At 54.7% G+C, this 21,833-nt stretch carries 25 protein-coding genes and 1 other annotated feature; of the genes, 16 read left to right on the forward strand and 9 right to left on the reverse strand.

The annotated features are described in order from the left end of the window. Positions 1–88: 88 nt before the first annotated feature. Positions 89–2,338 carry a catalase HPII gene (gene katE / locus DBY73_RS01420; protein ID WP_112009443.1) on the reverse strand — a complete coding sequence of 750 codons (2,250 nt, stop codon included), beginning with the start codon at positions 2,336–2,338 and terminating at the stop codon, positions 89–91. A gap of 202 nt (positions 2,339–2,540) precedes the next feature. Between katE and cedA the strand changes: the two genes are divergently transcribed. Then, a complete protein-coding gene (gene cedA / locus DBY73_RS01425; RefSeq protein WP_220092920.1) occupies positions 2,541–2,780 on the forward strand; it encodes a cell division activator CedA in 240 nt (79 codons plus the stop codon). A 53-nt stretch (positions 2,781–2,833) separates the two neighbouring features. Here the strand turns inward: cedA and DBY73_RS01430 are convergent, their stop codons facing one another. The 3 genes from DBY73_RS01430 to hxpB all read right to left on the reverse strand — a co-directional run bounded on the left by DBY73_RS01430 (position 2,834) and on the right by hxpB (position 5,765). Continuing rightward, a complete protein-coding gene (locus tag DBY73_RS01430) occupies positions 2,834–4,225 on the reverse strand; it encodes an L-cystine transporter (RefSeq protein WP_112009445.1) in 1,392 nt (463 codons plus the stop codon). Between the two features lie 127 nt (positions 4,226–4,352). After that, a complete protein-coding gene (locus tag DBY73_RS01435; protein ID WP_112009446.1) occupies positions 4,353–4,943 on the reverse strand; it encodes a metal-dependent hydrolase in 591 nt (196 codons plus the stop codon). Positions 4,944–5,093: 150 nt separating this feature from the next. After that, complete coding sequence (gene hxpB / locus DBY73_RS01440; RefSeq protein ID WP_112009447.1) at positions 5,094–5,765, reverse strand: hexitol phosphatase HxpB; 672 nt, start codon at positions 5,763–5,765, stop codon at positions 5,094–5,096. A 147-nt stretch (positions 5,766–5,912) separates the two neighbouring features. On the opposite strand from hxpB, the gene DBY73_RS01445 reads away from it, so the two are divergent. Further along, the gene (locus DBY73_RS01445) at positions 5,913–6,449 is read left to right on the forward strand and encodes a YniB family protein (RefSeq protein ID WP_112009448.1); all 537 of its coding nucleotides are present in this window, start codon (positions 5,913–5,915) and stop codon (positions 6,447–6,449) included. A 34-nt stretch (positions 6,450–6,483) separates the two neighbouring features. On the opposite strand, the gene DBY73_RS01450 is transcribed toward DBY73_RS01445, so the two are convergent. The 3 genes from DBY73_RS01450 to pfkB form a co-directional block, all read right to left on the reverse strand. Next, on the reverse strand, positions 6,484–7,344 hold the full coding sequence (locus DBY73_RS01450; protein WP_112009449.1) for a fructosamine kinase family protein: 861 nt from the start codon (positions 7,342–7,344) through the stop codon (positions 6,484–6,486). Between the two features lie 104 nt (positions 7,345–7,448). Further along, positions 7,449–7,739, reverse strand: a complete 291-nt coding sequence (ghoS, locus tag DBY73_RS01455) for a type V toxin-antitoxin system endoribonuclease antitoxin GhoS (protein ID WP_112009450.1) — start codon at positions 7,737–7,739, stop codon at positions 7,449–7,451. A gap of 101 nt (positions 7,740–7,840) precedes the next feature. Then, positions 7,841–8,773 carry a 6-phosphofructokinase II gene (gene pfkB / locus DBY73_RS01460; protein ID WP_112009451.1) on the reverse strand — a complete coding sequence of 311 codons (933 nt, stop codon included), beginning with the start codon at positions 8,771–8,773 and terminating at the stop codon, positions 7,841–7,843. Between the two features lie 295 nt (positions 8,774–9,068). Between pfkB and DBY73_RS01465 the strand changes: the two genes are divergently transcribed. Beyond that, positions 9,069–9,827 (forward strand): YdiY family protein, encoded by a 759-nt coding sequence (locus tag DBY73_RS01465; RefSeq protein ID WP_112009452.1) that lies wholly within the window; start codon positions 9,069–9,071, stop codon positions 9,825–9,827. Positions 9,828–10,056: 229 nt separating this feature from the next. Here the strand turns inward: DBY73_RS01465 and yniD are convergent, their stop codons facing one another. Continuing rightward, positions 10,057–10,164 carry a small membrane protein YniD gene (gene yniD / locus DBY73_RS01470; protein WP_112009453.1) on the reverse strand — a complete coding sequence of 36 codons (108 nt, stop codon included), beginning with the start codon at positions 10,162–10,164 and terminating at the stop codon, positions 10,057–10,059. 101 nt (positions 10,165–10,265) lie between these two features. Next, positions 10,266–10,358 carry a stress response membrane protein YncL gene (gene yncL, locus DBY73_RS01475; RefSeq protein WP_112009454.1) on the reverse strand — a complete coding sequence of 31 codons (93 nt, stop codon included), beginning with the start codon at positions 10,356–10,358 and terminating at the stop codon, positions 10,266–10,268. Positions 10,359–10,681: 323 nt separating this feature from the next. Between yncL and thrS the strand changes: the two genes are divergently transcribed. The 13 genes from thrS (at position 10,682) to DBY73_RS01535 (ending at position 21,830) form a co-directional block, all read left to right on the forward strand. Further along, complete coding sequence (gene thrS, locus DBY73_RS01480; protein WP_112009455.1) at positions 10,682–12,610, forward strand: threonine--tRNA ligase; 1,929 nt, start codon at positions 10,682–10,684, stop codon at positions 12,608–12,610. Positions 12,611–12,613: 3 nt separating this feature from the next. Beyond that, a complete protein-coding gene (infC, locus tag DBY73_RS01485; RefSeq protein ID WP_023616141.1) occupies positions 12,614–13,156 on the forward strand; it encodes a translation initiation factor IF-3 in 543 nt (180 codons plus the stop codon). Positions 13,157–13,253: 97 nt separating this feature from the next. Beyond that, positions 13,254–13,451, forward strand: a complete 198-nt coding sequence (gene rpmI, locus DBY73_RS01490) for a 50S ribosomal protein L35 (protein ID WP_003030583.1) — start codon at positions 13,254–13,256, stop codon at positions 13,449–13,451. A 50-nt stretch (positions 13,452–13,501) separates the two neighbouring features. Then, positions 13,502–13,858, forward strand: a complete 357-nt coding sequence (gene rplT / locus DBY73_RS01495) for a 50S ribosomal protein L20 (RefSeq protein WP_000124850.1) — start codon at positions 13,502–13,504, stop codon at positions 13,856–13,858. 127 nt (positions 13,859–13,985) lie between these two features. After that, positions 13,986–14,110: a sequence feature (Phe leader region), on the forward strand. After that, positions 13,991–14,035 carry a pheST operon leader peptide PheM gene (gene pheM / locus DBY73_RS22205; RefSeq protein ID WP_001386830.1) on the forward strand — a complete coding sequence of 15 codons (45 nt, stop codon included), beginning with the start codon at positions 13,991–13,993 and terminating at the stop codon, positions 14,033–14,035. Its footprint overlaps the feature before it by 45 nt. A 62-nt stretch (positions 14,111–14,172) precedes the next feature. Next, positions 14,173–15,156 carry a phenylalanine--tRNA ligase subunit alpha gene (gene pheS, locus DBY73_RS01500; RefSeq protein WP_033145275.1) on the forward strand — a complete coding sequence of 328 codons (984 nt, stop codon included), beginning with the start codon at positions 14,173–14,175 and terminating at the stop codon, positions 15,154–15,156. Positions 15,157–15,171: 15 nt separating this feature from the next. After that, a complete protein-coding gene (gene pheT, locus DBY73_RS01505; protein ID WP_112009456.1) occupies positions 15,172–17,559 on the forward strand; it encodes a phenylalanine--tRNA ligase subunit beta in 2,388 nt (795 codons plus the stop codon). Positions 17,560–17,563: 4 nt separating this feature from the next. Beyond that, a complete protein-coding gene (ihfA, locus tag DBY73_RS01510) occupies positions 17,564–17,863 on the forward strand; it encodes an integration host factor subunit alpha (RefSeq protein ID WP_003857805.1) in 300 nt (99 codons plus the stop codon). Between the two features lie 103 nt (positions 17,864–17,966). After that, complete coding sequence (gene btuC, locus DBY73_RS01515; RefSeq protein WP_112009457.1) at positions 17,967–18,947, forward strand: vitamin B12 ABC transporter permease BtuC; 981 nt, start codon at positions 17,967–17,969, stop codon at positions 18,945–18,947. A gap of 30 nt (positions 18,948–18,977) precedes the next feature. After that, entirely contained in the window at positions 18,978–19,529 is a 552-nt protein-coding gene (locus DBY73_RS01520; RefSeq protein WP_112009458.1) for a glutathione peroxidase, read from the forward strand. Then, positions 19,529–20,284: a vitamin B12 ABC transporter ATP-binding protein BtuD gene (btuD, locus tag DBY73_RS01525; RefSeq protein ID WP_112009459.1), complete on the forward strand. Its 756-nt coding sequence runs from the start codon at positions 19,529–19,531 to the stop codon at positions 20,282–20,284. The genes DBY73_RS01520 and btuD overlap by 1 nt, the downstream gene beginning before the upstream one ends. 74 nt (positions 20,285–20,358) lie before the next feature. Next, the gene (locus DBY73_RS01530) at positions 20,359–20,823 is read left to right on the forward strand and encodes an NlpC/P60 family protein (protein ID WP_112009460.1); all 465 of its coding nucleotides are present in this window, start codon (positions 20,359–20,361) and stop codon (positions 20,821–20,823) included. Between the two features lie 293 nt (positions 20,824–21,116). Next, complete coding sequence (locus tag DBY73_RS01535) at positions 21,117–21,830, forward strand: EAL domain-containing protein (RefSeq protein ID WP_112009461.1); 714 nt, start codon at positions 21,117–21,119, stop codon at positions 21,828–21,830. The last annotated feature ends 3 nt before the right edge of the window (positions 21,831–21,833 follow it).

Below are 21,833 nucleotides of genomic sequence, written 5' to 3' on the forward strand. Positions count from 1 at the left end.
CCTCTCCCCAAAGGGGAGAGGGGACTACGAGCACAGGCCTGCATGTCTCCCTCTCCCTTTCAGGGAGAGGGCCGGGGTGAGGGTATTTTTACGCCGGTATCTGATCTATCTTGCTGCTGCGTGACCAGACGCGGTGCGCGGCAAGCAGATCAAAAAGCGTGGTCATAAACGCTTTGTCGACGCTATCGCCTTCGACAATCCCTTCCTCGCCCTGGTCCGCAACCTTCAATAGCGCCTTGAACTGACGCGCGTCGCCCGCGAGCGCAATCGGCTTGAGGTGCTTATAGGCTTCGAGCAGGTAATAGGCCGCATCGCCGTTGTTCAGCAAGCTCTGAATATCCCCGCACGGCACGATGACGGCATCTACCGTCAGCGACGGTGCCCCTGCGAAGGTTGCCGCAATCGGCAGTACGGAGCCATCATCGGCGGTGACTTCGCCCATGCGTGAGTAAAGCAGCTTTGCGTGAACGCCTTTGGACTTCAGCGCCTTCATTATGCTCAACACGTCGCTGGCGCGAGTGTTGTCATTCAACAGAATTGCCACCACGCGCCCTTTGATTGAACCGCCAGGTACTGCGTACAGGCTGAGAGACGGATCTTTCTTCACGCCGTTGACGTCTTTTGGCGGCGCGGCGTTCCGCTGCTCGTCGGTAAGCGCAATGCCGAGGTTATCAGCCACGCTCTGGGCGAGCTGAATATCAATGCGTGCCAGATGATCGACCACGCGCTCGCGGATGTAGCTGCGCACCACCTTGCTCAGTTCGAAGCTAAAGCCGCCGATAATGTGCTGTTGCTCAATCGGCGTCTGGCTGTTCCAGAACAGGCGCGGCTGGGCGTAGTACTCGCCAAACGACGGGCTTCGCTCGCGAATTTTGGTGCCTTCAACGCGCTCCTGATACGACTCAAAGCCGCCGCGCGTTGGCGCAGGAGGCGTTTCGCGCGGCCAGTTATCGTTAATGGAGTTTGGCTCGTAGTTCGCAGGGTTGGTGTCGATATCCTGGCGGTGCATCCCGTCGCGCTGGAAGTTATGGTACGGACAGGTTGGGCGGTTGATCGGAATTTCGTGGAAGTTCGGCCCGCCGAGGCGGCTGATCTGCGTATCGGTGTATGAGAACAGACGACCCTGCAGCAGCGGATCGTTGGTGAAATCCAGACCCGGCACGATATGCCCCGGATGGAACGCCACCTGCTCGTTTTCGGCAAAGAAGTTATCCGGGTTGCGGTTGAGCACCATTTTGCCCACCAGCTGAACCGGCACCAGCTCCTCCGGGATGAGCTTGGTTGGGTCGAGCAGGTCAAAGTCGAACTTAAATTCGTCCTCTTCCGGGATCAGCTGTAGCCCCAGCTCATATTCAGGGAAATCACCCGCTTCAATCGATTCCCACAGCTCGCGACGGTGGAAGTCCGGATCGCGGCCGGTAAGCTTTTGCGCTTCGTCCCACACCAGGGACGCCTTGCCCGCAACGGGCTTCCAGTGGAAGCGCACAAACGTGGCTTTGCCTTCGGCGTTGATCAGGCGGAAGGTGTGAATACCGAAACCTTCCATCGTGCGGTAGCTGCGCGGAATGCCGCGGTCCGACATCGCCCACATCACGTTGTGCAGCGTTTCGGGCTGCAGCGAGACATAGTCCCAGAAGGTGTCGTGCGCGCTTTGTCCCTGCGGTATCGCCCAGTGGGGCTCCGGTTTTACCGCATGGACAAAGTCAGGAAACTTATGCGCATCCTGAATGAAGAAAATAGGGGTGTTGTTGCCTACCAGGTCGAAAATGCCCTCGTCGGTGTAAAACTTGGTGGCGAAGCCGCGGATGTCGCGCACCGTATCGGCCGAGCCTGCGCCGCCCTGAACGGTGGAGAAGCGCACAAATACCGGCGTTTTTTTGTTGGGATCGGAGAGGAAGTCCGCTTTGGTGATCGCTTTCAGGCTCTTATAGGGCTGGAAATAGCCATGTGCCGCAGAGCCACGCGCGTGGACGATGCGCTCCGGAATGCGCTCGTGGTCAAAATGGGTAATTTTTTCCCGCAGGATAAAATCTTCCAGCAGCGTTGGGCCGCGGCTGCCCGCGCGCAGCGAGTTCTGATCGTCCGCGATGCGCACGCCCTGATTGGTCGTCAGCGCAAAGCCTTCTCCGCCTTTGCGGTGCGGCTCAAGCGAATCTACCTTGTGGTTTCCCGCGTCCGGGGATTTCATGCTGCCCGGTGCGGTGGGTTGTTCCCCGGGCGCCGAGTGGCCGGGAGTCGGGCGGTGGGAGCCGTCCGCAGGTGCGAGAGAGTCCATCCCCGGTTTTGATTCTTCGGTGCCATGAATGGGTGACTGATGTGGCTTATCTTTGTTCGACATTGCACGCTTCTCCTTTATCCATTGCTAAAAACCCTATTAAGGATAGAACAATGTGAGGATTTGGCCGGTTAACTAAGAGTTTTCACACTCCGGGATTAGCAAAAGGAGCGAAATGAGGCGCGCCGGGCGCGACGCAGGAGGGGAGAATCGGCTATCATAGAATTTTCTGCTTCCCGAATTTGTTTTAGTGAATCCGTCGCTTATGAAACCTCTTCGTCAACAAAACCGCCCCGTCATTAGCTACGTGCCCCGCGTCGAGCCCGCGCCGCCTGAACATGCCCTGAAGGTGGATGGTTTTCGCGATGTTTGGCAGCTGCGGGGGAAATACGTGGCTTTTGTACTGATGGGTGAACACTTTCGCCGTTCGCCGACCTTTTCCGTGCCGGAGTCGGCCCAGCGGTGGGCCGTGCAAATCCGTCAGGATGACGAGGTTGAAGAGTAGAGCAACAGATATAAAAAAACCGCCGGAGGGCGGTTTTTTTATGTTGAATGCGATTAACGGTGCGCCAGCTCGGCGTCCTCTTCGCTGTCCAAAATCGTTTTGTCGGTTTGCTTCAGCCACTGGCTGGTCAGCGTCCCGGCGGTCATCGAGCCGCTTACGTTCAGCGCCGTACGGCCCATATCGATCAGCGGTTCAACGGAGATCAGCAGCGCAACCAGCGTCACCGGCAGGCCCAGCGCGGGAAGGACGATCAGCGCGGCGAAGGTTGCACCGCCGCCCACGCCAGCAACCCCGGCAGAGCTAATGGTCACAATACCCACCAGGGTCGCAATCCACACCGGGTCCAGCGGGTTAATCCCCACGGTTGGTGCTACCATCACGGCCAGCATGGCCGGGTAGAGACCCGCACAGCCGTTCTGACCGATGGTTGCACCAAAGGAAGCGGAGAAGCTGGCGATGGATTCCGGTACGCCCAGACGGCGGGTCTGCGCTTCCACGTTCAGCGGGATAGACGCCGCGCTGGAGCGGCTGGTAAACGCGAAGGTCAGCACCGGCCACACTTTGCGGAAGTACTTGAGAGGGCTCACGCCGTTCACGCCCAGCAGGATGCCGTGGACAACGAACATAATGCCCAGACCCAGGTAAGAGGCAATGACGAAGCTGCCCAGCTTAATGATGTCCTGCAGGTTAGAGCCGGCGACCACTTTGGTCATCAGGGCCAGCACGCCGTAAGGCGTCAGCTGCATCACCAGGCGCACCAGCTTCATCACCCAGCTTTGCAGGGTGTCGATCGCGGTCAGAACGCGTTCGCCCTTAGGCGCGTCGTCTTTCAGCAGCTTCAGCGCGGCCACGCCAAGGAATGCCGCAAAGATCACTACGCTGATAATAGAGGTTGGGCTGGCACCGGTCAGGTCGGCAAACGGGTTCTTCGGAATGAAGGAAAGCACCATTTGCGGCACGGTCAGGTCCGCCAGTTTGCCAACGTAGTTGGTTTGAATCGCGGTTAGACGCGCGGTTTCAGCAGAACCCTGCACCAGACCTTCGGCGGTCAGGCCAAACAGGTTGGTCACCAGCACGCCCACCAGCGCCGCAATCAGCGTGGTGAACAGCAGGGTGCCGATGGTCAGGAAGCTGATTTTACCCAGCTGAGTCGCGTTATGCAGACGCGCCACGGCGCTCAGAATAGAGGCAAACACCAGCGGCATGACGATCATCTGCAGCAGCTGAACATAGCCGTTGCCGACGATGTTGAACCACTGAATGGAGTCTTTCAGTACCGGATTGTCAGAGCCATAAATAGCCTGCAGTGCCAGACCAAATACAACACCCATTCCCAAACCGACGAGCACTTTCTTCGCCAGGCTCCACTGTTTGTGGCGCGTCTGCGCGAGAAGCAATAGCAATACGACGAACACGACAATGTTCGCGATGAGTGGAAAATTCATCCCCGTTCTCCTGATTTATTATACGGTCGGTTTTTACCGATCCTGTTGGCGCAAGGTTATCAGAAGTGTGATGTGGCGCTTATATCCAAATGGAATGGTTTATGACAAATGGGATTATTTTGTCGGTTTAATGTTCAATCTGGTGATGAATAAATCGATTGAACTGAAATTGTAGCGAATTGATCATCTGGGATGACCAGCGCACTGCACCATTTTCGGGCAGGCCCTGCGGCATCCACACCGCCCAGGCGAAGAGTGCCATGCAAAGTACGCGCTCAAGCTGGTTGCCTTTCTGCGGCACAAGGATGGGGAAACGAAAGCGCCAGCGGCACGGCCATAGCAGCGGCACGCCGGCAGGAGTGAGCATGTCCGCAAGGATATGGCTCAGATAGCCGAGCACCATGCCCTGAATGGCGTCGGCGGGGACGATCCAGCTCTCGGGTACCTTCAGGTAAAACAGCGTTAGCAGGCCAAACACGGCCAGCAGGCTGTGGGTAAATCCGCGGTGCCCGAAGGCTCTGGCGATCGGCTTCGAGATCCATTTCAGCCGCTGCCCGAGAAACGATTTGGGGTGGTCGATATCGGGCAGCAGGCAGGTCAGTACGGCCGAAGGGACGATATGCCACCAGTCGCCCTGCGCCAGCACGGGCGTCAGCTCAGCGTTTTTAGCAAACACCGCGCATGCGATTGAAAAAAGCAGGTGGCCTTCCGCCGTCATGATAAAACCCTGGAGACTGTCAATTCATCCAGTATAGGGTTTTTATACAGTACATGAAAGAGGTGACGGTGTAACTCTTTGTCACAATCCAATTAAAGCGATTAACCCGCGCCCCCGAAGGCCGTGCGCGAAGAACGCGGGTGGTTGACGCTACTTACCGAACAAATGCTGTGCGGTGAGTTCGGTCAGCGAGCTGAGCTTAACGTCAGCGAGCGCGAAGCGAGGATCGTGCTGGCCCTCTTCGGCAGGGACGACGATTGAGCGCATGCGTGCGGCTTTAGACGCCACCATGCCGTTAACGGAATCCTCTAGGGCCACGCAGGTGAGCGGGTCGAGGCCGAGTTTGGCGGCGCAGTCCATATACACCTGCGGGTGCGGCTTGCTGTAGGGCAGCTTTTCCGCAGAGGCCAGCGCGTCGAAGCTGTCGCGCAGCTCAAACATGGTCAGCACTTTTTCCAGCATATGCAGCGGCGACGCGGAGGCCAGCCCAACCTTGAGCCCGTTAGCTTTGCACAGGGCGACCGCCTCGCGAACCCCTGGCAGAAGCGGCTTGCTCTCTTCTACCAGCGAAATGGCGCGACTGATGATGCGCGACGTCACTTCAGCGCGATCGGGGCCCGTCCACGGCTGCTGGACATACCAGAGCTCAACCACCATATCGATGCGCAGTCCCAGCGTATCGGGCAGTTCGTGACGGCGGCTGATATCAACGCCAAGGCTGGCCATGACGTCCAGTTCAGCACGATCCCACAGCGGCTCGGAATCGATAAGTAATCCATCCATGTCAAAAATTGCGGCAAGAGTTTGGCGCGGTGTCGACATCACAACGTCTCCTTTTTTAGGGTGTACGACAGACGATAAGTGCTAAGTACCTACCGCAATTTAGCATAACGGTTTTAAAGAACGGGCGAAAATGATGGGCAGCAGGTAAACTTACGCAAAAATAACGCGTCTTTGAAAGGGGAACTGATGACGTATCAACAGGCTGGACGCATTGCGGTCTTAAAACGTATTGCCGGATGGGTTATTTTTATTCCTGCGGTCATTTCCACGCTGATTTCCGTACTCAAGTTTATGTACGACCACAGTGAAAAGCAGGCAGGAATTAACGCGGTCATGCTTGATTTTGCGCACGTCATGATTGAAATGATGCGCTTTAACACGCCGTTCCTGAACGTTTTCTGGTTCAATTCGCCAACGCCGGATTTTCACCAGCAGTTGAATATTGGGTTTTGGATCATCTTCGCCCTGATCTTCGTCGCCATGGCGCTGCAGGCCTCCGGCGCGCGCATGAGCCGCCAGACGCGTTTTCTTCGCGAAGGGGTAGAAGACCAGCTAATTCTTGAGAAGGCGAAGGGGGCGGAAGGGCTGAGCCGCGAACAGATAGAAGCGCGCATTGTCGTTCCGCGCCACACCATTTTCCTGCAGATTTTCCCACTCTATATCCTGCCCGTTATCATTATCGTGGCCGGATACTTTTTCTTTAAGCTGCTCGGCTTCCTGTAAAAACTGCGGGTGGCGTAAGGCCACCCGTTGAGCGCTACGCTGCCAGTACGCGCTCCAGGGCGCGCTCCGCGTTCACCAGATGCTGACCGCCAAACAGAATGGCGCGGTTGATCAAGGTGTAAAGCTGATAGACCGGCTGACGTTCAAGAAAACCGGTCGGAAGCGGCGATACGGACTGGTAGCCATCATAAATTTGCGGCGGCTGTTCTGGATGCAGAGGAAGCATGGCGAGGTCGCACTCCCTGTCACCCCAGTAGCAGGCGGGATCGTAGATATACGGCCCGTTCGGCCCAAGCGCGCAGTTGTCAGACCATAAATCACCGTGCAGCAGGGATGGCTGCGGCTGATGTGACGCAAGGCGCTGCTGGACGTGCTCGACTATCGCATCAATGTTGCCAAACGCCAGCCCCTTCTCGGCCGCCAGCTCCAGCTGCCAGCCAATGCGCTGCTCGGCAAAAAAGGTAGACCACCGGCGCTGCCAGGCATTTGGCTGCGGCGTGGTGGAAAGATCGTTATCGAAATCCAGGCCAAACTGAGGCTGATCGCTCCACTGGTGCAGCCGGGCAATCTGCTGCCCGAGGATAAAGGCGTTGTGGGCATCCAGCGGACGGGGCGGAAGGTAGTCCATGACCAGGAAGCTGTAGTCGCGGTCGCTTCCGACCGCCAGCACCTGAGGAACCGCAACCGTTTTACTGCGTGAAAGCAGCTCAAGCTGGTCCGCTTCGGCGGTAAAAATGGGCAACAGTTCTCGCTCGTCGGCCTTAACGAAAAGATCCCGACCCGCGTAGCGTAAATGCCACGCGGCGTGAATTTCTCCGCCCGGCAGTTCGGTACGCAGTTCGATTTCACCTTCACCCAGCTGTTCACTTAAAAGATGATTGATAGCCTGCCACATGATGCCTCTCCCATGTTGTCTGCCAGATCATAAAGTTAGCGCATAACGGCTGTATAAAATACGAACTAACGCACACCTGAGCGGTTTAACGTCAGGCAGGGCACTTAATGTTCTTTTTTGTGCCACGCCTCCCAGGTATCCACCTCGATGGCGGTGGCTTTATCGGTTACGCCTTCGGCGAGGCTGCTGGCCAGCGCCTTAACGTCGTTCGAATCGAGCGGGCTTATCAGGCCAAAAGTCATTGGCCCGAGATCGTGGGTATTGCCTTCCTCGTCCGTAAGCGTCAGGAGGAATTTCGCTTGGGAAAAGGCGTTGTTAAGTTCATTTAGTTCAGTCAGCGACGCTTCATGGATCTTAACCGTAACCACGTAGCGTGTGAGATCGCCACTGCTCATATTTCACCTCATTGTTATTCTGAAAGTTTTCTTAGCATAGTCGATGGCGCGGGTTTGGCGACCCGCGCGCGCAATCGCCCCGATAAAGAAGGGGGAAGGGGCTAGCTTCTGGACAGGTAATCGACAATTTTTTGGGTGTCCGCCAGCGAACACAGGCGCGTGCCCTGGTTTAGGGTGGCGGCGCTCCCCGCAGCGACGCCATAGCGCGTCATCTCCAGAAGGGATGCGCCCTGAGCCAGCTTTAGGGCCATGGCGCCGACCATGCTGTCTCCTGCGCCCACGGTGCTTTGGCTCTTCACCGGTGGCGGGACGACCTGTACACATCCGTTCTCATCCACGGCCAGCGCCCCCTGTGGGCCGAGCGAAACCACCACGCGGCGGGCTTTGCCGCTGTGAACAAGCTCCTCTGCCGCAGAGCGCACGTCATCTGGCTCGGTCAGTTCACGGTTGACCAGCGCGCTTAGCTCTTTCTGGTTCGGTTTTACCAGCTCGAGCCGGCCCGGCGCGAGCGCCGCGTGCAGGGCCTCGCCGGAGCTGTCGACAATGCACCGAACGTCACGCTGCTGTGCTGCCTGAATGAGCGACGTGAGTTTTTCCGTTTTTACGCCGGGCGGGAGGCTGCCGCTAATAACCAGCAGCGCGCCGCGGGGGATGGCCAGCACTTTCTCTTCAAGACGGCGAAACTCATCATCGGACAGCCTTGCTCCAGGCATTACGAACCGGTACTGCTCGCCGCTGGATTCAACGTGAACGTGCAGGTTTTGGCGGGTCCATTCCCGCGCCTCGACCGTGGAAACGGCGACCTGCTCATCGGCAAGCAGCGAGATCAGATGTTCCCCGGTCGCGCCCCCGGCCGGGAAAATAGCGGTCGCTTTTCCACCGAGATGCGTAATGGCCCGCGCTACGTTGATCCCGCCTCCGCCCGGTTCGAATACGGGGGCGCTGCAGCGTAGTTTACCTTCCGGATAAATCTGCGGCGTCAGGGTGGCAGAATCGAGAGAAGGGGAAAGGGTTAGGGTATAGATCACGTCCATCATTACCTCCTTTTTATAAGGGTATCCTTAAGCCTGGCACCTATCGGCAGGAAGGGAAAGTAAATAACAGTATGATTTTAAATACGAATGCTGACAAAAGTAGGGCTAGCGATATATAAACGAAATAACTTTTTCAGATCGTTCTTATTCAAAAAATGAAATAAGAAATCATTGCTATGTTATTTGCGGCTTTTTATAATTTGTTACCTTTCTCTGGACGCCTTGTCATTGATCCTCAAGAAAGTTTCCGGGACCGTGATGGTCTCTTTTTTTGTTGTACGGACTCCTTAATAAAATGAAGCTTTTGAAGACAGTACCCGCTGCACTGATGCTGGCGGGTGGCGTGTTTGCGTCAATGAATGCAGCCGCCGATGATTCCGTTTTTACTGTCATGGACGATCCTGCCACCGCGCAAAAACCGTTCGAAGGTAACCTGAACGCAGGTTATCTGGCACAATCCGGTAATACCAAAAGTTCCTCTCTGACCGCAGACAGCACCCTGACCTGGTATGGGAATACCACCGCATGGTCTCTGTGGGGCAATGCCAGCAACACTTCCGCGAACGATGAGCGATCTTCAGAGAAGTATGCCTTAGGCGGACGTTCACGCTACAACATGACGGATTATGACTATCTTTTTGGCCAGGCAAGCTGGCTGACCGACCGTTACAACGGCTATCGCGATCGCGACGTGTTCACGGCAGGTTATGGTCGTCAGTTCCTGAACGGGCCGGTTCATAGCCTTCGCTTCGAATTTGGTCCGGGCGTACGCTATGACAAGTACACTGACGGTGATACCAAGACGCAGCCGTTAGGCTATGCGTCTGGCACCTACGCCTGGCAGATGACCGACACGACGAAATTCACCCAGGGCGTATCGGTGTTTGGCGCAGATGATACGACGCTAAACTCTGAGACCGCGCTGAACGTGGCGATTAACGAGCATTTTGGACTGAAAGTGGCCTACAACGTCACCTGGAACTCTTCGCCTCCAGATACTGCACCGGATCATACTGACCGCAGAACCAGCATTTCCTTAGGCTATAAAATGTAATAGCGATGGGCCGATATAGTGTCGGCCCATTTTTATTTTAATCAGATATTATTTACGTCTGTTCGTCATGAAAAAGCGGTCTCGATAAACGGCAAAAATTGCAGAATTAAATAAATAGTTATGCAGTTAAACGGAAGGGAAAATAAAAAACGCAGAAATCTTCTTCGAACGCCGTCATCCATTTTGCCCGGCAGCCCATTGAAGTCTTTACGGATTTTCTTAGGTATGGCTAGCCCCAGATCATGGCTGCCCAGCGCAGTAGCAGCATTGCACCGCAAATCGCAATTAAAACCAGCACCATTTTCCAGTGTTTTGCGGCAAATCGTTTCGTTGGCATAACCTGACCCCTGAAATTTGATATTTCGATTCTATCAAAGTATGCCGCAGTTTGCGCATTATTCAGGAGGACAGGTTATGGTGTTGCTAGCAACGATTGTTTCAGAACCAGTTGAATCTGTTCGCAAGGATCAACACCAAACCGGCAGCTGAAAGTACGTTCAATATCACGACGGTTCGACTGGATACGTTCATATAAAGCCCTCTAAAGGGTGTAAAGGCCTGTTCAAGAATAGCTCAGCGTTAAGGATTTGCGAGCCACTGGCTGCAAAGCGAGCAAACTCATGCCAAAGCATGAGATGCGCGTTCTGGTTACAGAGGATGCAATCCGTTGCCTAATAGTGTTAACATTACAAGGCTTGCCGTAAATCCGCATTTTTCTGATTTTCGCTAGCGCATGATGACGAGCCAATTTGACGATTGTTGGTTAGATGGTGTCGTAATCTACTGTTAAATCACGATTATTTTCTTTGTATATGCTCTTATGTGTGGGGCATCACTGCAAATAAGGATATAAAATGCCTGTAATTACTCTTCCTGATGGTAGCCAACGCCATTTTGATCACGCCGTTAGTCCAATGGATGTTGCTCTGGACATCGGTCCAGGACTTGCAAAAGCAACTATCGCTGGCCGCGTAAACGGTGAGCTGGTTGATGCCTCCGATCTGATTGAAAACGACGCGACGCTTGCCATCATCACGGCGAAAGACGAAGAAGGTCTTGAGATCATTCGTCACTCCTGTGCGCACCTGTTAGGTCACGCAATTAAGCAGCTCTGGCCAAACACCAAAATGGCGATCGGTCCGGTTATCGACAACGGTTTTTACTATGACGTTGATCTTGACCATACCCTGACTCAGGAAGATATCGACGCGCTCGAAAAACGTATGCACGAGCTCGCCGAAACTAACTACGACGTCATTAAGAAAAAAGTCAGCTGGCACGAAGCGCGTGAAACCTTCGTGAAGCGTGGCGAGAACTATAAAGTTTCTATTCTTGACGAGAACATCTCGCATGATGACAAGCCTGGCTTGTACCATCACGAAGAATACGTCGACATGTGCCGCGGGCCGCACGTGCCGAACATGCGTTTCTGTCATCACTTCAAACTGATGAAAATCGCGGGTGCCTACTGGCGCGGCGACAGCAACAATAAGATGCTGCAGCGTATTTACGGTACCGCGTGGGCAGATAAAAAAGCCCTGAACGCCTACCTGCAGCGCCTGGAAGAGGCCGCTAAACGCGACCACCGTAAAATCGGCAAGCAGCTTGACCTGTATCATATGCAGGAAGAAGCGCCGGGTATGGTGTTCTGGCACAACGACGGCTGGACCATCTTCCGCGAACTGGAAACCTTTGTGCGCTCGAAGCTGAAAGAGTACCAGTATCAGGAAGTGAAAGGCCCGTTCATGATGGACCGTGTGCTGTGGGAAAAAACCGGCCACTGGGACAACTACAAAGATGCGATGTTCACTACCTCGTCTGAGAACCGTGAATACTGCATCAAGCCAATGAACTGCCCGGGGCACGTTCAGATCTTCAACCAGGGTCTGAAATCCTACCGCGACCTGCCGCTGCGTATGGCAGAGTTCGGTAGCTGCCACCGTAACGAGCCATCGGGTGCATTGCACGGTCTGATGCGCGTTCGTGGCTTTACTCAGGATGATGCGCATATCTTCTGTACGGAAGATCAGGTACGTGATGAAGTTAACGCCTGCATTCGTATGGTCTACGATATGTACAGCACCTTTGGCTTCGAGAAGATCGTGGTCAAACTCTCAACGCGTCCGGAAAAACGTATCGGTAGCGATGAGACATGGGATCGTGCTGAAGCGGATCTCGCCGTCGCGCTGGAAGAGAACGGTATTCCGTTCGAATACCAGCTGGGCGAGGGCGCATTCTACGGTCCGAAAATTGAATTTACCCTGTATGACTGCCTCGATCGCGCATGGCAGTGCGGTACTGTACAGCTGGACTTCTCCCTGCCGCAGCGTTTAAGCGCCTCTTATGTTGGCGAAGATAACGAGCGTCAGGTACCGGTCATGATTCACCGCGCAATTCTCGGATCGCTGGAGCGCTTCATCGGCATCCTGACCGAAGAGTTCGCAGGCTTCTTCCCAACCTGGCTTGCGCCAGTGCAGGTCGTGGTGATGAACATTACCGATTCTCAGGCGGATTACGTTAAAGAATTGACGCAGAAACTACAAAATGCGGGCATTCGCGTAAAAGCAGACTTGAGAAATGAGAAGATTGGCTTTAAAATCCGCGAGCACACTTTACGTCGTGTCCCTTATATGTTGGTCTGTGGTGATAAAGAGGTGGAAGCAGGCAAAGTCGCCGTTCGCACCCGCCGTGGTAAAGACCTGGGGAGCCTGGACGTAAGTGAAGTGATTGAGAAGCTGCAACAAGAGATTCGCAGCCGCAGTCTTCAACAACTGGAGGAATAAGGTATTAAAGGCGGAAAACGAGTTCAAACGGCACGTCCGAATCGTATCAATGGCGAGATTCGCGCCCAGGAAGTTCGCTTAACAGGTCTGGAAGGCGAGCAGCTGGGGATTGTGAGTCTGAGAGAAGCGATCGAAAAAGCTGAAGAAGCTGGAGTAGATTTAGTTGAAATCAGCCCTAACGCCGAACCGCCAGTTTGTCGTATCATGGACTACGGCAAGTTCCTTTATGAAAAGAGTAAGTCTTCTAAGGAACAGAAGAAGAAACAAAAAGTTATCCAGGTTAAGGAAATTAAATTCCGTCCTGGTACCGACGATGGCGATTATCAGGTAAAACTCCGCAGCCTGATTCGCTTTCTGGAAGATGGCGATAAGGCCAAGATCACGCTGCGTTTCCGCGGTCGTGAGATGGCCCACCAACAGATTGGTATGGAAGTGCTTAACCGCGTCCGTGACGATCTGAGTGAACTGGCAGTAGTCGAATCCTTCCCTACGAAGATCGAAGGCCGCCAGATGATCATGGTGCTCGCTCCTAAGAAGAAACAGTAAGGCCTTCAAGTAGCAAAACCTGTGAAGCCTTCGGGTCTCATAGGTTTTGTTCGCCTATGTTTCGTTTATTTAACAATGCGAAGTGGAAGTAATTAAGATGCCAAAAATTAAGACCGTACGCGGTGCTGCTAAGCGCTTCAAAAAAACCGGTGGTGGTGGATTTAAGCGTAAGCACGCAAACCTGCGTCATATTCTGACCAAAAAATCTACTAAGCGTAAACGTCACCTGCGTCCAAAAGGCCTTGTTTCTAAAGGCGATCTGGGTCTGGTTATCGCGTGCCTGCCGTACGCATAAGCCGTTAACGTTTAATTTTTTACTAAGAATATAGATACAGGAGAGCACATATGGCTCGCGTAAAACGTGGTGTAATTGCACGTGCACGTCACAAGAAAATTTTGAAACAAGCTAAAGGCTACTACGGTGCGCGTTCACGCGTTTACCGCGTTGCCTTCCAGGCTGTTATCAAAGCTGGTCAGTACGCTTACCGTGACCGTCGTCAGCGTAAGCGTCAGTTCCGTCAACTGTGGATTGCGCGTATCAACGCAGCAGCACGTCAGAACGGTATTTCTTACAGCAAATTCATCAACGGCCTGAAAAAAGCCTCTGTTGAAATCGACCGTAAGATCCTGGCTGACATCGCAGTATTCGACAAAGTAGCGTTCACCGCTCTGGTCGAAAAAGCGAAAGCAGCACTGGCATAAGCCAGTTGAGAGAGGGGGCTTTGCTCCCTCTTTTATTATTTGGGGTATAACCCTATCAGAAGATTGACATTTATCCGTGCAGGCTTTTCAATAAGGTCTTATCGGTTTTTTACCACGCAAGGTAACGCAAGCATGAATGCTGCTATTTTCCGCTTCTTCTTTTACTTTAGCACCTGAACTCAGGAGGCTAGCGCGTGAAAGATGAAACGAAAAACAGCGCCAATTAAGCCTCCTGATGGAGGCTTTTTTTGTGTCTAAATTCGAGAGAGTAAGTCCACCAAATCGGTGTCTGCACCGACATAATGAGGAAAACCATGTCACATCTCGCAGAGCTGGTTGCCAGTGCAACGGCCGCCATTAACCAGGCCTCAGATGTTGCCGCGTTAGACAATGTCCGCGTCGAATATCTGGGCAAGAAAGGGCATTTGACCCTTCAAATGACTACCCTGCGTGAACTGCCAGCGGAAGAGCGTCCGGCAGCGGGTGCGGTGATCAACGAAGCCAAAGAGCAGGTTCAGCAGGCGCTTAACGCCCGTAAGGCCGAGCTGGAAAGCGCGGTGCTGAATGCCCGCCTGGCCGCTGAAACTATCGACGTTTCACTGCCCGGTCGTCGTATCGAAAACGGCGGACTGCATCCGGTCACCCGTACCATCGATCGTATTGAAAGTTTCTTCGGTGAGCTCGGCTTTACCGTGGCGACCGGCCCGGAAATCGAAGATGATTATCACAACTTCGACGCGCTAAACATTCCAGGCCATCATCCGGCACGCGCTGACCACGACACTTTCTGGTTTGACGCCACGCGTCTGCTGCGTACCCAGACATCCGGCGTACAGATCCGCACCATGAAGGATCAGGAGCCGCCGATTCGCATCATCGCGCCGGGTCGCGTATACCGTAACGACTACGACCAAACGCACACCCCGATGTTCCATCAGATGGAAGGCCTGATCGTTGATAAAAACATCAGCTTCACCAATCTGAAAGGCACGCTGCACGACTTCCTGAACAACTTCTTTGAGGAAGACCTGCAGGTTCGTTTCCGTCCATCCTACTTCCCGTTCACCGAACCGTCTGCGGAAGTTGACGTGATGGGCAAAAACGGCAAATGGCTGGAAGTGCTGGGCTGCGGCATGGTGCATCCAAATGTACTGCGCAACGTCGGTATCGATCCGGAAGTGTACTCCGGCTTTGCCTTCGGTATGGGTATGGAGCGTCTGACCATGCTGCGTTACGGTGTGACCGATCTTCGCGCATTCTTCGAAAACGATCTGCGTTTCCTCAAACAGTTTAAATAAGGGCAGGACAGAACAATGAAATTCAGTGAACTGTGGTTACGCGAATGGGTCAATACCACGCTGGACAGCGACGCGCTGTCTAACCAGATCACGATGGCGGGCCTGGAAGTGGATGGCGTTGAGCCGGTATCAGGCGCGTTTACCGGCGTGGTTGTCGGTGAAGTGGTAGAGTGCGGCCAGCATCCTAACGCCGACAAGCTGCGCGTGACGAAAGTAAACGTGGGCGGCGAACGCCTGCTGGATATCGTCTGCGGCGCGCCAAACTGCCGCCAGGGGCTGAAAGTGGCCGTAGCAACCGTGGGCGCGGTGCTGCCGGGCGATTTCAAAATTAAAGCCGCAAAGCTGCGCGGTGAGCCATCCGAAGGGATGCTGTGCTCGTTCTCCGAGCTGGGCATTTCCGACGACCACAACGGCATTATTGAGCTGCCGCTGGATGCGCCAATCGGCACCGACATCCGCGAATACCTGAAGCTTGATGACAACACCATCGAAATTAGCGTCACGCCAAACCGCGCTGACTGCCTGGGGATCCTCGGCGTCGCGCGCGACGTGGCCGTGCTGAACCAGGCCGAACTCAACGCGCCGGAAATCGTGCCGGTTGAAGCAACCATCACCGATACGCTGCCTATCGAGGTTGAAGCCGCAGACGCCTGTCCGCGCTACCTCGGCCGCGTGGTTAAAGGTATCAATGTTAAAGCGCAGACCCCGCTGTGGATGAAAGAGAAGCTGCGTCGCTGCGGTATTCGTTCTATCGACGCCGTGGTTGACGTCACCAATTACGTTCTGCTGGAGCTGGGCCAGCCAATGCACGCGTTCGATAAAGATCGTATCGAAGGCGGCATCGTTGTGCGCATGGCGAAAGAGGGTGAAACCCTGGTTCTGCTGGACGGCAGCGAAGCAAAGCTGAACGCGGATACGCTGGTCATTGCCGACCACAACAAAGCGCTGGCCATGGGCGGCATCTTCGGCGGTGAACATTCCGGCGTAAACGACGAAACGCAAAACGTGCTGCTGGAGTGTGCCTTCTTTAGCCCGCTCTCCATTACCGGTCGCGCGCGTCGCCACGGCCTGCACACTGACGCTTCTCACCGCTACGAGCGCGGCGTTGACCCTGCGCTGCAGCACAAGGCGATGGAGCGTGCGACCCGCCTGCTGATCGACATCTGCGGCGGCGAAGCGGGTCCGGTTATCGATGTGACCAACGAAGCGACGCTGCCGAAGCGTGCGACCATTACCCTGCGCCGCAGCAAGCTGGATCGTCTGATTGGCCATCACGTTGCCGATGCGCAGGTGACCGACATTCTTCGCCGTCTGGGCTGCGAAGTGACGGAAGGTCAGGACGAGTGGAAGGCCGTTGCGCCATCCTGGCGTTTTGACATGGAAATCGAAGAAGATCTGGTGGAAGAAGTGGCCCGCGTCTATGGCTACGACAACATTCCCGACGAGCCGGTGCAGGCGGGTCTGGTGATGGGGACCCATCGCGAAGCCGACCTGTCCCTGAAGCGTGTTAAAACCATGCTCAATGACAAAGGCTACCAGGAAGTGATCACCTACAGCTTCGTCGATCCTAAGCTGCAGCAGTTGGTCCACCCGGGTGAGGAGGCGCTGATCCTGCCAAGCCCAATTTCAAGCGAGATGTCCGCCATGCGTCTGTCCCTGTGGACGGGCCTGCTGGGGACCATCGTCTACAACCAGAACCGTCAGCAAAACCGCGTGCGAATTTTCGAAAGCGGTTTGCGCTTTGTGCCGGATAATCAGGCAAGTTTAGGCATCCGTCAGGATCTTATGCTGGCAGGCGCCATTAGCGGCAACCGCTATGAAGAGCACTGGGACCAGGCAAAAGGCACCGTTGATTTCTATGATATGAAGGGCGATCTGGAAGCGATTCTCGATCTGACCGGTAAATTGTCTGAAATTGAATTTCGTGCGGAAGCGATTCCTGCCTTGCATCCGGGCCAAAGCGCGGCTATCTATTTAGAAGGTAAACGCGTTGGTTTCATTGGGGTTGTGCACCCTGAGCTGGAACGTAAGTTCGACCTCAACGGCCGTACCATCGTGTTTGAGCTGGAGTGGAGCCCGGTTGCTGACCGCGCGATCCCGCAGGCGCAGGACGTCTCTCGCTTCCCGGCTAACCGCCGTGATATCGCGGTTGTGGTCGCAGAAAACGTTCCCGCAGCAGATATTTTGGCCGAATGTAAGAAAGTTGGCGTAAATCAGGTAGTTGGCGTAAACTTATTTGACGTGTACCGCGGCAAGGGCGTAGCAGAAGGTTTCAAGAGTCTTGCTATTAGCCTTATCCTTCAGGATACCAGCCGTACACTCGAAGAAGAGGAGATTGCCGCTACCGTCGCCAAATGTGTAGAGGCATTAAAAGAGCGATTCCAGGCATCATTGAGGGATTGAACCTATGGCGCTTACAAAAGCTGAAATGTCAGAATATCTGTTTGATAAGCTTGGGCTTAGCAAACGGGATGCCAAAGAGCTGGTAGAGCTGTTTTTCGAAGAGATCCGTCGTGCTCTGGAAAATGGTGAGCAGGTAAAACTCTCCGGTTTTGGCAATTTTGATTTGCGAGACAAAAACCAACGTCCGGGTCGTAACCCGAAGACGGGGGAAGATATTCCCATTACAGCCCGCCGCGTGGTGACCTTCAGACCCGGCCAGAAGTTAAAGAGCCGCGTCGAGAACGCAACGCCCAAAGCAGAGTAATATGAGCTAACTAAAAAGGCCGCAGTCGCGGCCTTTTTTCTTTGCGAAGTTGAGCAAATCCACATTAAAATCAACCACATCTTATTCTGATGACGCACAGCCTATGCTTGATTTCGCCCGCCGCCAGTACCGTTCCGATCGTCGTCGCCTGATTGCGCTTGTGCTCCTGCTCATCGCTGCCGCCACGGTCAGCCTGAGCGCGGGCGACCGCTGGTTTGGGCCTGAAAGCTGGCTGAGCCCGGACGGCCAGCTGTTCGTCTGGCAAATCCGCCTGCCGCGAACGCTGGCGGTGATCCTGGTGGGGGCGGCGCTGGCTATTTGCGGCACGATGATGCAGGCGCTGTTCGAAAATCCGCTGGCGGAGCCGGGGCTGCTTGGCGTATCAAACGGAGCCGGCGTGGGGTTGATCGCTGCCGTAATGCTGGGCGGCGGCGCGCTTTCGCTCTGGGAAGTAAGCCTGAGCGCGATACTTGGCGCGTTGCTGATCACCCTTATCCTGCTGCGGTTCGCCAGACGCCATCTCTCGACCAGCAGGCTGCTGCTCGCGGGCGTGGCGCTTGGGATCATCTGTAGCGCCCTGATGACGTGGGCAGTCTATTTCTCTACCTCCTTTGACCTGCGCCAGCTGATGTACTGGATGATGGGCGGCTTCGGCGGCGTTGACTGGCATCAGGGATGGCTCATGCTGCTGCTTGTCCCTGCCATCCTGTGGGCATGCTGCCAGTCCCGGCCGCTCAATCTCCTCGCCCTGGGTGAAACGTCGGCCCGGCAGCTTGGCATGTCGCTTGGCCTGTGGCGCAACGTACTGGTGATTGCCATTGGCTGGATGGTCGGCGTCAGCGTGGCGCTGGCGGGAGCGATCGGCTTTATCGGCCTGGTGATCCCCCACATGCTGCGGCTGTGCGGCATAACCGACCACCGCACGTTACTTCCGGCCTCAGCAGCTGCCGGGGCCACCACGCTTCTGCTTGCCGACATCATCGCCCGGCTCGCCCTGACGGCCGCCGAGCTGCCAATAGGCGTGGTCACCGCTACGCTGGGCGCGCCGGTGTTTATCTGGCTATTATTAAAAGCCGGACGTTAAAACACCCGTAAGACAACCTGAGGGAATGCTATGCAGTCTGATATTTTGAATACCGAAGTGACCACCATTGATGGCGAAAAAACCACGCTGGAAGGCTTTAAAGGTAACGTGCTGCTCATCGTCAACGTGGCGTCCAAATGCGGCCTGACGCCGCAGTACGAGCAGCTGGAGAACATACAAAAAGCCTGGGAGAAAGACGGTTTCACCGTGCTGGGGTTCCCGTGCAACCAGTTTCTCGGCCAGGAGCCTGGAAGCGAAGAAGAGATCAAGACGTTTTGCAGCACCACCTACGGCGTAACGTTCCCCATGTTCAGCAAAATCGACGTCAACGGTGAAAATCGTCATCCGCTGTACGCGAAGCTGATTGCCGCCGCGCCGACGGCCGTAGCGCCAGAGGAGAGCGGATTTTACGAGCGAATGGCCAGCAAAGGCCGCGCGCCGCTTTATCCCGACGATATCCTGTGGAATTTCGAAAAATTCCTCATCGGCCGCGATGGGCAGGTTGTCCAGCGTTTCTCCCCGGATATGACCCCTGAAGATCCGATCGTGATGGAATCTATCAAGCTGGCGCTGGCGAAATAATGACGCAGCTGATGCAGCTCACGGACGTTGCTGAGAAAGGACGTCTGGAGCCCCTGACCGCATCCCTCAATGCCGGTGAAATCCTGCATCTTGTCGGGCCTAACGGCGCGGGTAAAAGCACGTTGCTGTCGCGGATGGCGGGCCTAAGCGCGGGCGAAGGCGCGATAACCCTGCTCGATCGTGCGCTCAGCGACTGGCCAGCAGTCGCTCTGGCGCAGCGGCGAAGCTACTTAGTTCAGCAGCAGATGCCTCCCTTTGCCATGCCCGTCTGGCACTACCTGATGCTGCATCTGCACGACAAAACCCGCACCGCGCTGCTCGCCGAGGTGGCGACCGCCCTTGGGCTGGAAGACAAGCTGGACCGGCATGCCAGCCAGCTCTCAGGAGGAGAGTGGCAGCGCGTGCGGCTTGCGGCGGTGGTGCTGCAGATCCACCCTGCGGGGAACCCGCAGGGAAGGCTGCTGCTGCTCGATGAGCCAATGAGCGGACTGGACGTTGCCCAGCAGGCCGCGCTGGACGCGCTGCTGAGCACGCTTTCCGCCCAGGGGATTGCCATCGTGATGAGCAGCCACGATCTGAACCACACCCTGCGCCACGCGCACCGGGTCTGGCTGCTGGCGCGCGGGAAGCTGATAGCCAGCGGGGCGCGGGATAGCGTGTTAACGCCGCCTAATCTGGCAAGCGCGTATCACATGCCGTTCCGCCGTCTCGATATTGAAGGGCACAGAATGCTGATTTCCACCGGGCACGAGTAACCGTTTCTTGCGCGGTAGCACAATTGCACGCTAAATTACGGAAAGAACAAAAAAAGCAGAGGATTCGTCTGAAAATGCGATTCTGGTTTCTCCTTGTGGCAGCGTTAATTCTTGCGGGATGCAGTAGCCATCGCGCACCTCCACCCAATCCGCGCCTTTCGGATTCAATCACGGTCATTGCCAGCCTGAACGACCAGCTCAGCAACTGGCGCGGCACGCCGTATCGCTATGGCGGCATGAGCCGCGGCGGCGTGGACTGCTCGGGCTTCGTGCTGATGACCTTCCGGGATAAATTCGATCTTCAGCTGCCGCGGGAAACGCGCATGCAGGCAGAGATCGGCACGAAGATTGATAAAGATGAACTGCTGCCCGGCGATCTGGTCTTTTTCAAAACGGGGGCGGGTGACAGTGGCCTACACGTGGGGATATATGACACAGACAACCAGTTCATTCATGCGTCAACCAGTCGCGGGGTGATGCGTTCTTCATTAGATAATGTGTACTGGCGAAAAAACTTTTGGCAGGCGCGACGTATTTAACACATTGCCACTTGCGAATATTACGATGACCTGGTATGAATAAACTTCGCCAGGTTTCATCGAAAGATGATTAAAGTGAAATTTATGGCGAATAAGTAATGCCACTATATGACTGTTTTATCTAAAACTAGCTATTAAGCTGTTTCCAGGATAAGATTATTTTTAGGTTCAGGGATAAATCAGAAAATTAAAACGGAACTGATGAAATTAATCTTATTAAAATCAATACAGTGGAATTGTGTCGGCAATTGCTCCAGGATGTCCTCTCTTATCTTTAATGCGGGGCGAGCGCGATGATTATCACGCTAGATAATGCTTACCAGTCAGAACTTTTTTTGCTTCCTGCGCGTAATAGTGTAGGGGAGCTTAAAGGTTTAGACGTAATGGCTAACTTTACTGGCGTAGGTACGGATGTCCGTATCCCAACCGAACTGGTTCTCCCTCATCTTTCTCCTAAAGAAGAGCTGGCGCTGTTTCACGAAAAACTGCAATTGATTGAAAACTGCCAGCTGTTCTTTATTCAGCACCAGCTAATTGCATGGATAAATATTACACCTGCAATTGTTGAGTACTTATTAACTGATGATAATGCGGTTTCATTAATGAATCGTTATCCGTTTCTGGAGTTAACTGTTAATGAGAACTATCCGGGTTTAAATAGCGGCAAAGACGATCTTACTCTGGCCAGGATGGTAATCCATTTTCCGCTGGTGCTGGCGAATTTTGGCGCGGGCGGGGCATCCCTGAAAGCCGTTTTTGATGGACTGTTTAAACGCGTGATTGTCGATAAAGGTTTTATTCAACAGCGCGCCCAGGAACTCTCCTTCGATCCGTTTATACGCGCCATCCTGTGGCAAATAACGCCGCATTGCCAGTCGGTGTTAGTCTCCGGCATTGACGATCACGCCCTGTTGCAGCAGGTTTTGCCCTTTAACTTCTTTGCCATGCAGGGCAACCTTTGGCCTGCCGTGACGGCAGAGCGCGTGACGTCGCTCGTTCAGGCATAACCT

The organism is Enterobacter sp. RIT418 (assembly GCF_003057745.1).
In the GTDB taxonomy this organism is placed as follows: Bacteria; Pseudomonadota; Gammaproteobacteria; order Enterobacterales; family Enterobacteriaceae; genus Enterobacter.

What these genes read in the sequence shown, in the direction of transcription:
- katE (WP_112009443.1), bottom strand. Translation starts at nt 2,338, where the DNA reads ATGTCGAACAAAGATAAGCCACATCAGTCACCCATTCATGGCACCGAA.
- cedA (WP_220092920.1), top strand. Translation starts at nt 2,541, where the DNA reads ATGAAACCTCTTCGTCAACAAAACCGCCCCGTCATTAGCTACGTGCCC.
- DBY73_RS01430 (WP_112009445.1), bottom strand. Translation starts at nt 4,225, where the DNA reads ATGAATTTTCCACTCATCGCGAACATTGTCGTGTTCGTCGTATTGCTA.
- DBY73_RS01435 (WP_112009446.1), bottom strand. Translation starts at nt 4,943, where the DNA reads ATGACGGCGGAAGGCCACCTGCTTTTTTCAATCGCATGCGCGGTGTTT.
- hxpB (WP_112009447.1), bottom strand. Translation starts at nt 5,765, where the DNA reads ATGTCGACACCGCGCCAAACTCTTGCCGCAATTTTTGACATGGATGGA.
- DBY73_RS01445 (WP_112009448.1), top strand. Translation starts at nt 5,913, where the DNA reads ATGACGTATCAACAGGCTGGACGCATTGCGGTCTTAAAACGTATTGCC.
- DBY73_RS01450 (WP_112009449.1), bottom strand. Translation starts at nt 7,344, where the DNA reads ATGTGGCAGGCTATCAATCATCTTTTAAGTGAACAGCTGGGTGAAGGT.
- ghoS (WP_112009450.1), bottom strand. Translation starts at nt 7,739, where the DNA reads ATGAGCAGTGGCGATCTCACACGCTACGTGGTTACGGTTAAGATCCAT.
- pfkB (WP_112009451.1), bottom strand. Translation starts at nt 8,773, where the DNA reads ATGGACGTGATCTATACCCTAACCCTTTCCCCTTCTCTCGATTCTGCC.
- DBY73_RS01465 (WP_112009452.1), top strand. Translation starts at nt 9,069, where the DNA reads ATGAAGCTTTTGAAGACAGTACCCGCTGCACTGATGCTGGCGGGTGGC.
- yniD (WP_112009453.1), bottom strand. Translation starts at nt 10,164, where the DNA reads ATGCCAACGAAACGATTTGCCGCAAAACACTGGAAAATGGTGCTGGTT.
- yncL (WP_112009454.1), bottom strand. Translation starts at nt 10,358, where the DNA reads ATGAACGTATCCAGTCGAACCGTCGTGATATTGAACGTACTTTCAGCT.
- thrS (WP_112009455.1), top strand. Translation starts at nt 10,682, where the DNA reads ATGCCTGTAATTACTCTTCCTGATGGTAGCCAACGCCATTTTGATCAC.
- rpmI (WP_003030583.1), top strand. Translation starts at nt 13,254, where the DNA reads ATGCCAAAAATTAAGACCGTACGCGGTGCTGCTAAGCGCTTCAAAAAA.
- rplT (WP_000124850.1), top strand. Translation starts at nt 13,502, where the DNA reads ATGGCTCGCGTAAAACGTGGTGTAATTGCACGTGCACGTCACAAGAAA.
- pheS (WP_033145275.1), top strand. Translation starts at nt 14,173, where the DNA reads ATGTCACATCTCGCAGAGCTGGTTGCCAGTGCAACGGCCGCCATTAAC.
- pheT (WP_112009456.1), top strand. Translation starts at nt 15,172, where the DNA reads ATGAAATTCAGTGAACTGTGGTTACGCGAATGGGTCAATACCACGCTG.
- ihfA (WP_003857805.1), top strand. Translation starts at nt 17,564, where the DNA reads ATGGCGCTTACAAAAGCTGAAATGTCAGAATATCTGTTTGATAAGCTT.
- btuC (WP_112009457.1), top strand. Translation starts at nt 17,967, where the DNA reads ATGCTTGATTTCGCCCGCCGCCAGTACCGTTCCGATCGTCGTCGCCTG.
- DBY73_RS01520 (WP_112009458.1), top strand. Translation starts at nt 18,978, where the DNA reads ATGCAGTCTGATATTTTGAATACCGAAGTGACCACCATTGATGGCGAA.
- btuD (WP_112009459.1), top strand. Translation starts at nt 19,529, where the DNA reads ATGACGCAGCTGATGCAGCTCACGGACGTTGCTGAGAAAGGACGTCTG.
- DBY73_RS01530 (WP_112009460.1), top strand. Translation starts at nt 20,359, where the DNA reads ATGCGATTCTGGTTTCTCCTTGTGGCAGCGTTAATTCTTGCGGGATGC.
- DBY73_RS01535 (WP_112009461.1), top strand. Translation starts at nt 21,117, where the DNA reads ATGATTATCACGCTAGATAATGCTTACCAGTCAGAACTTTTTTTGCTT.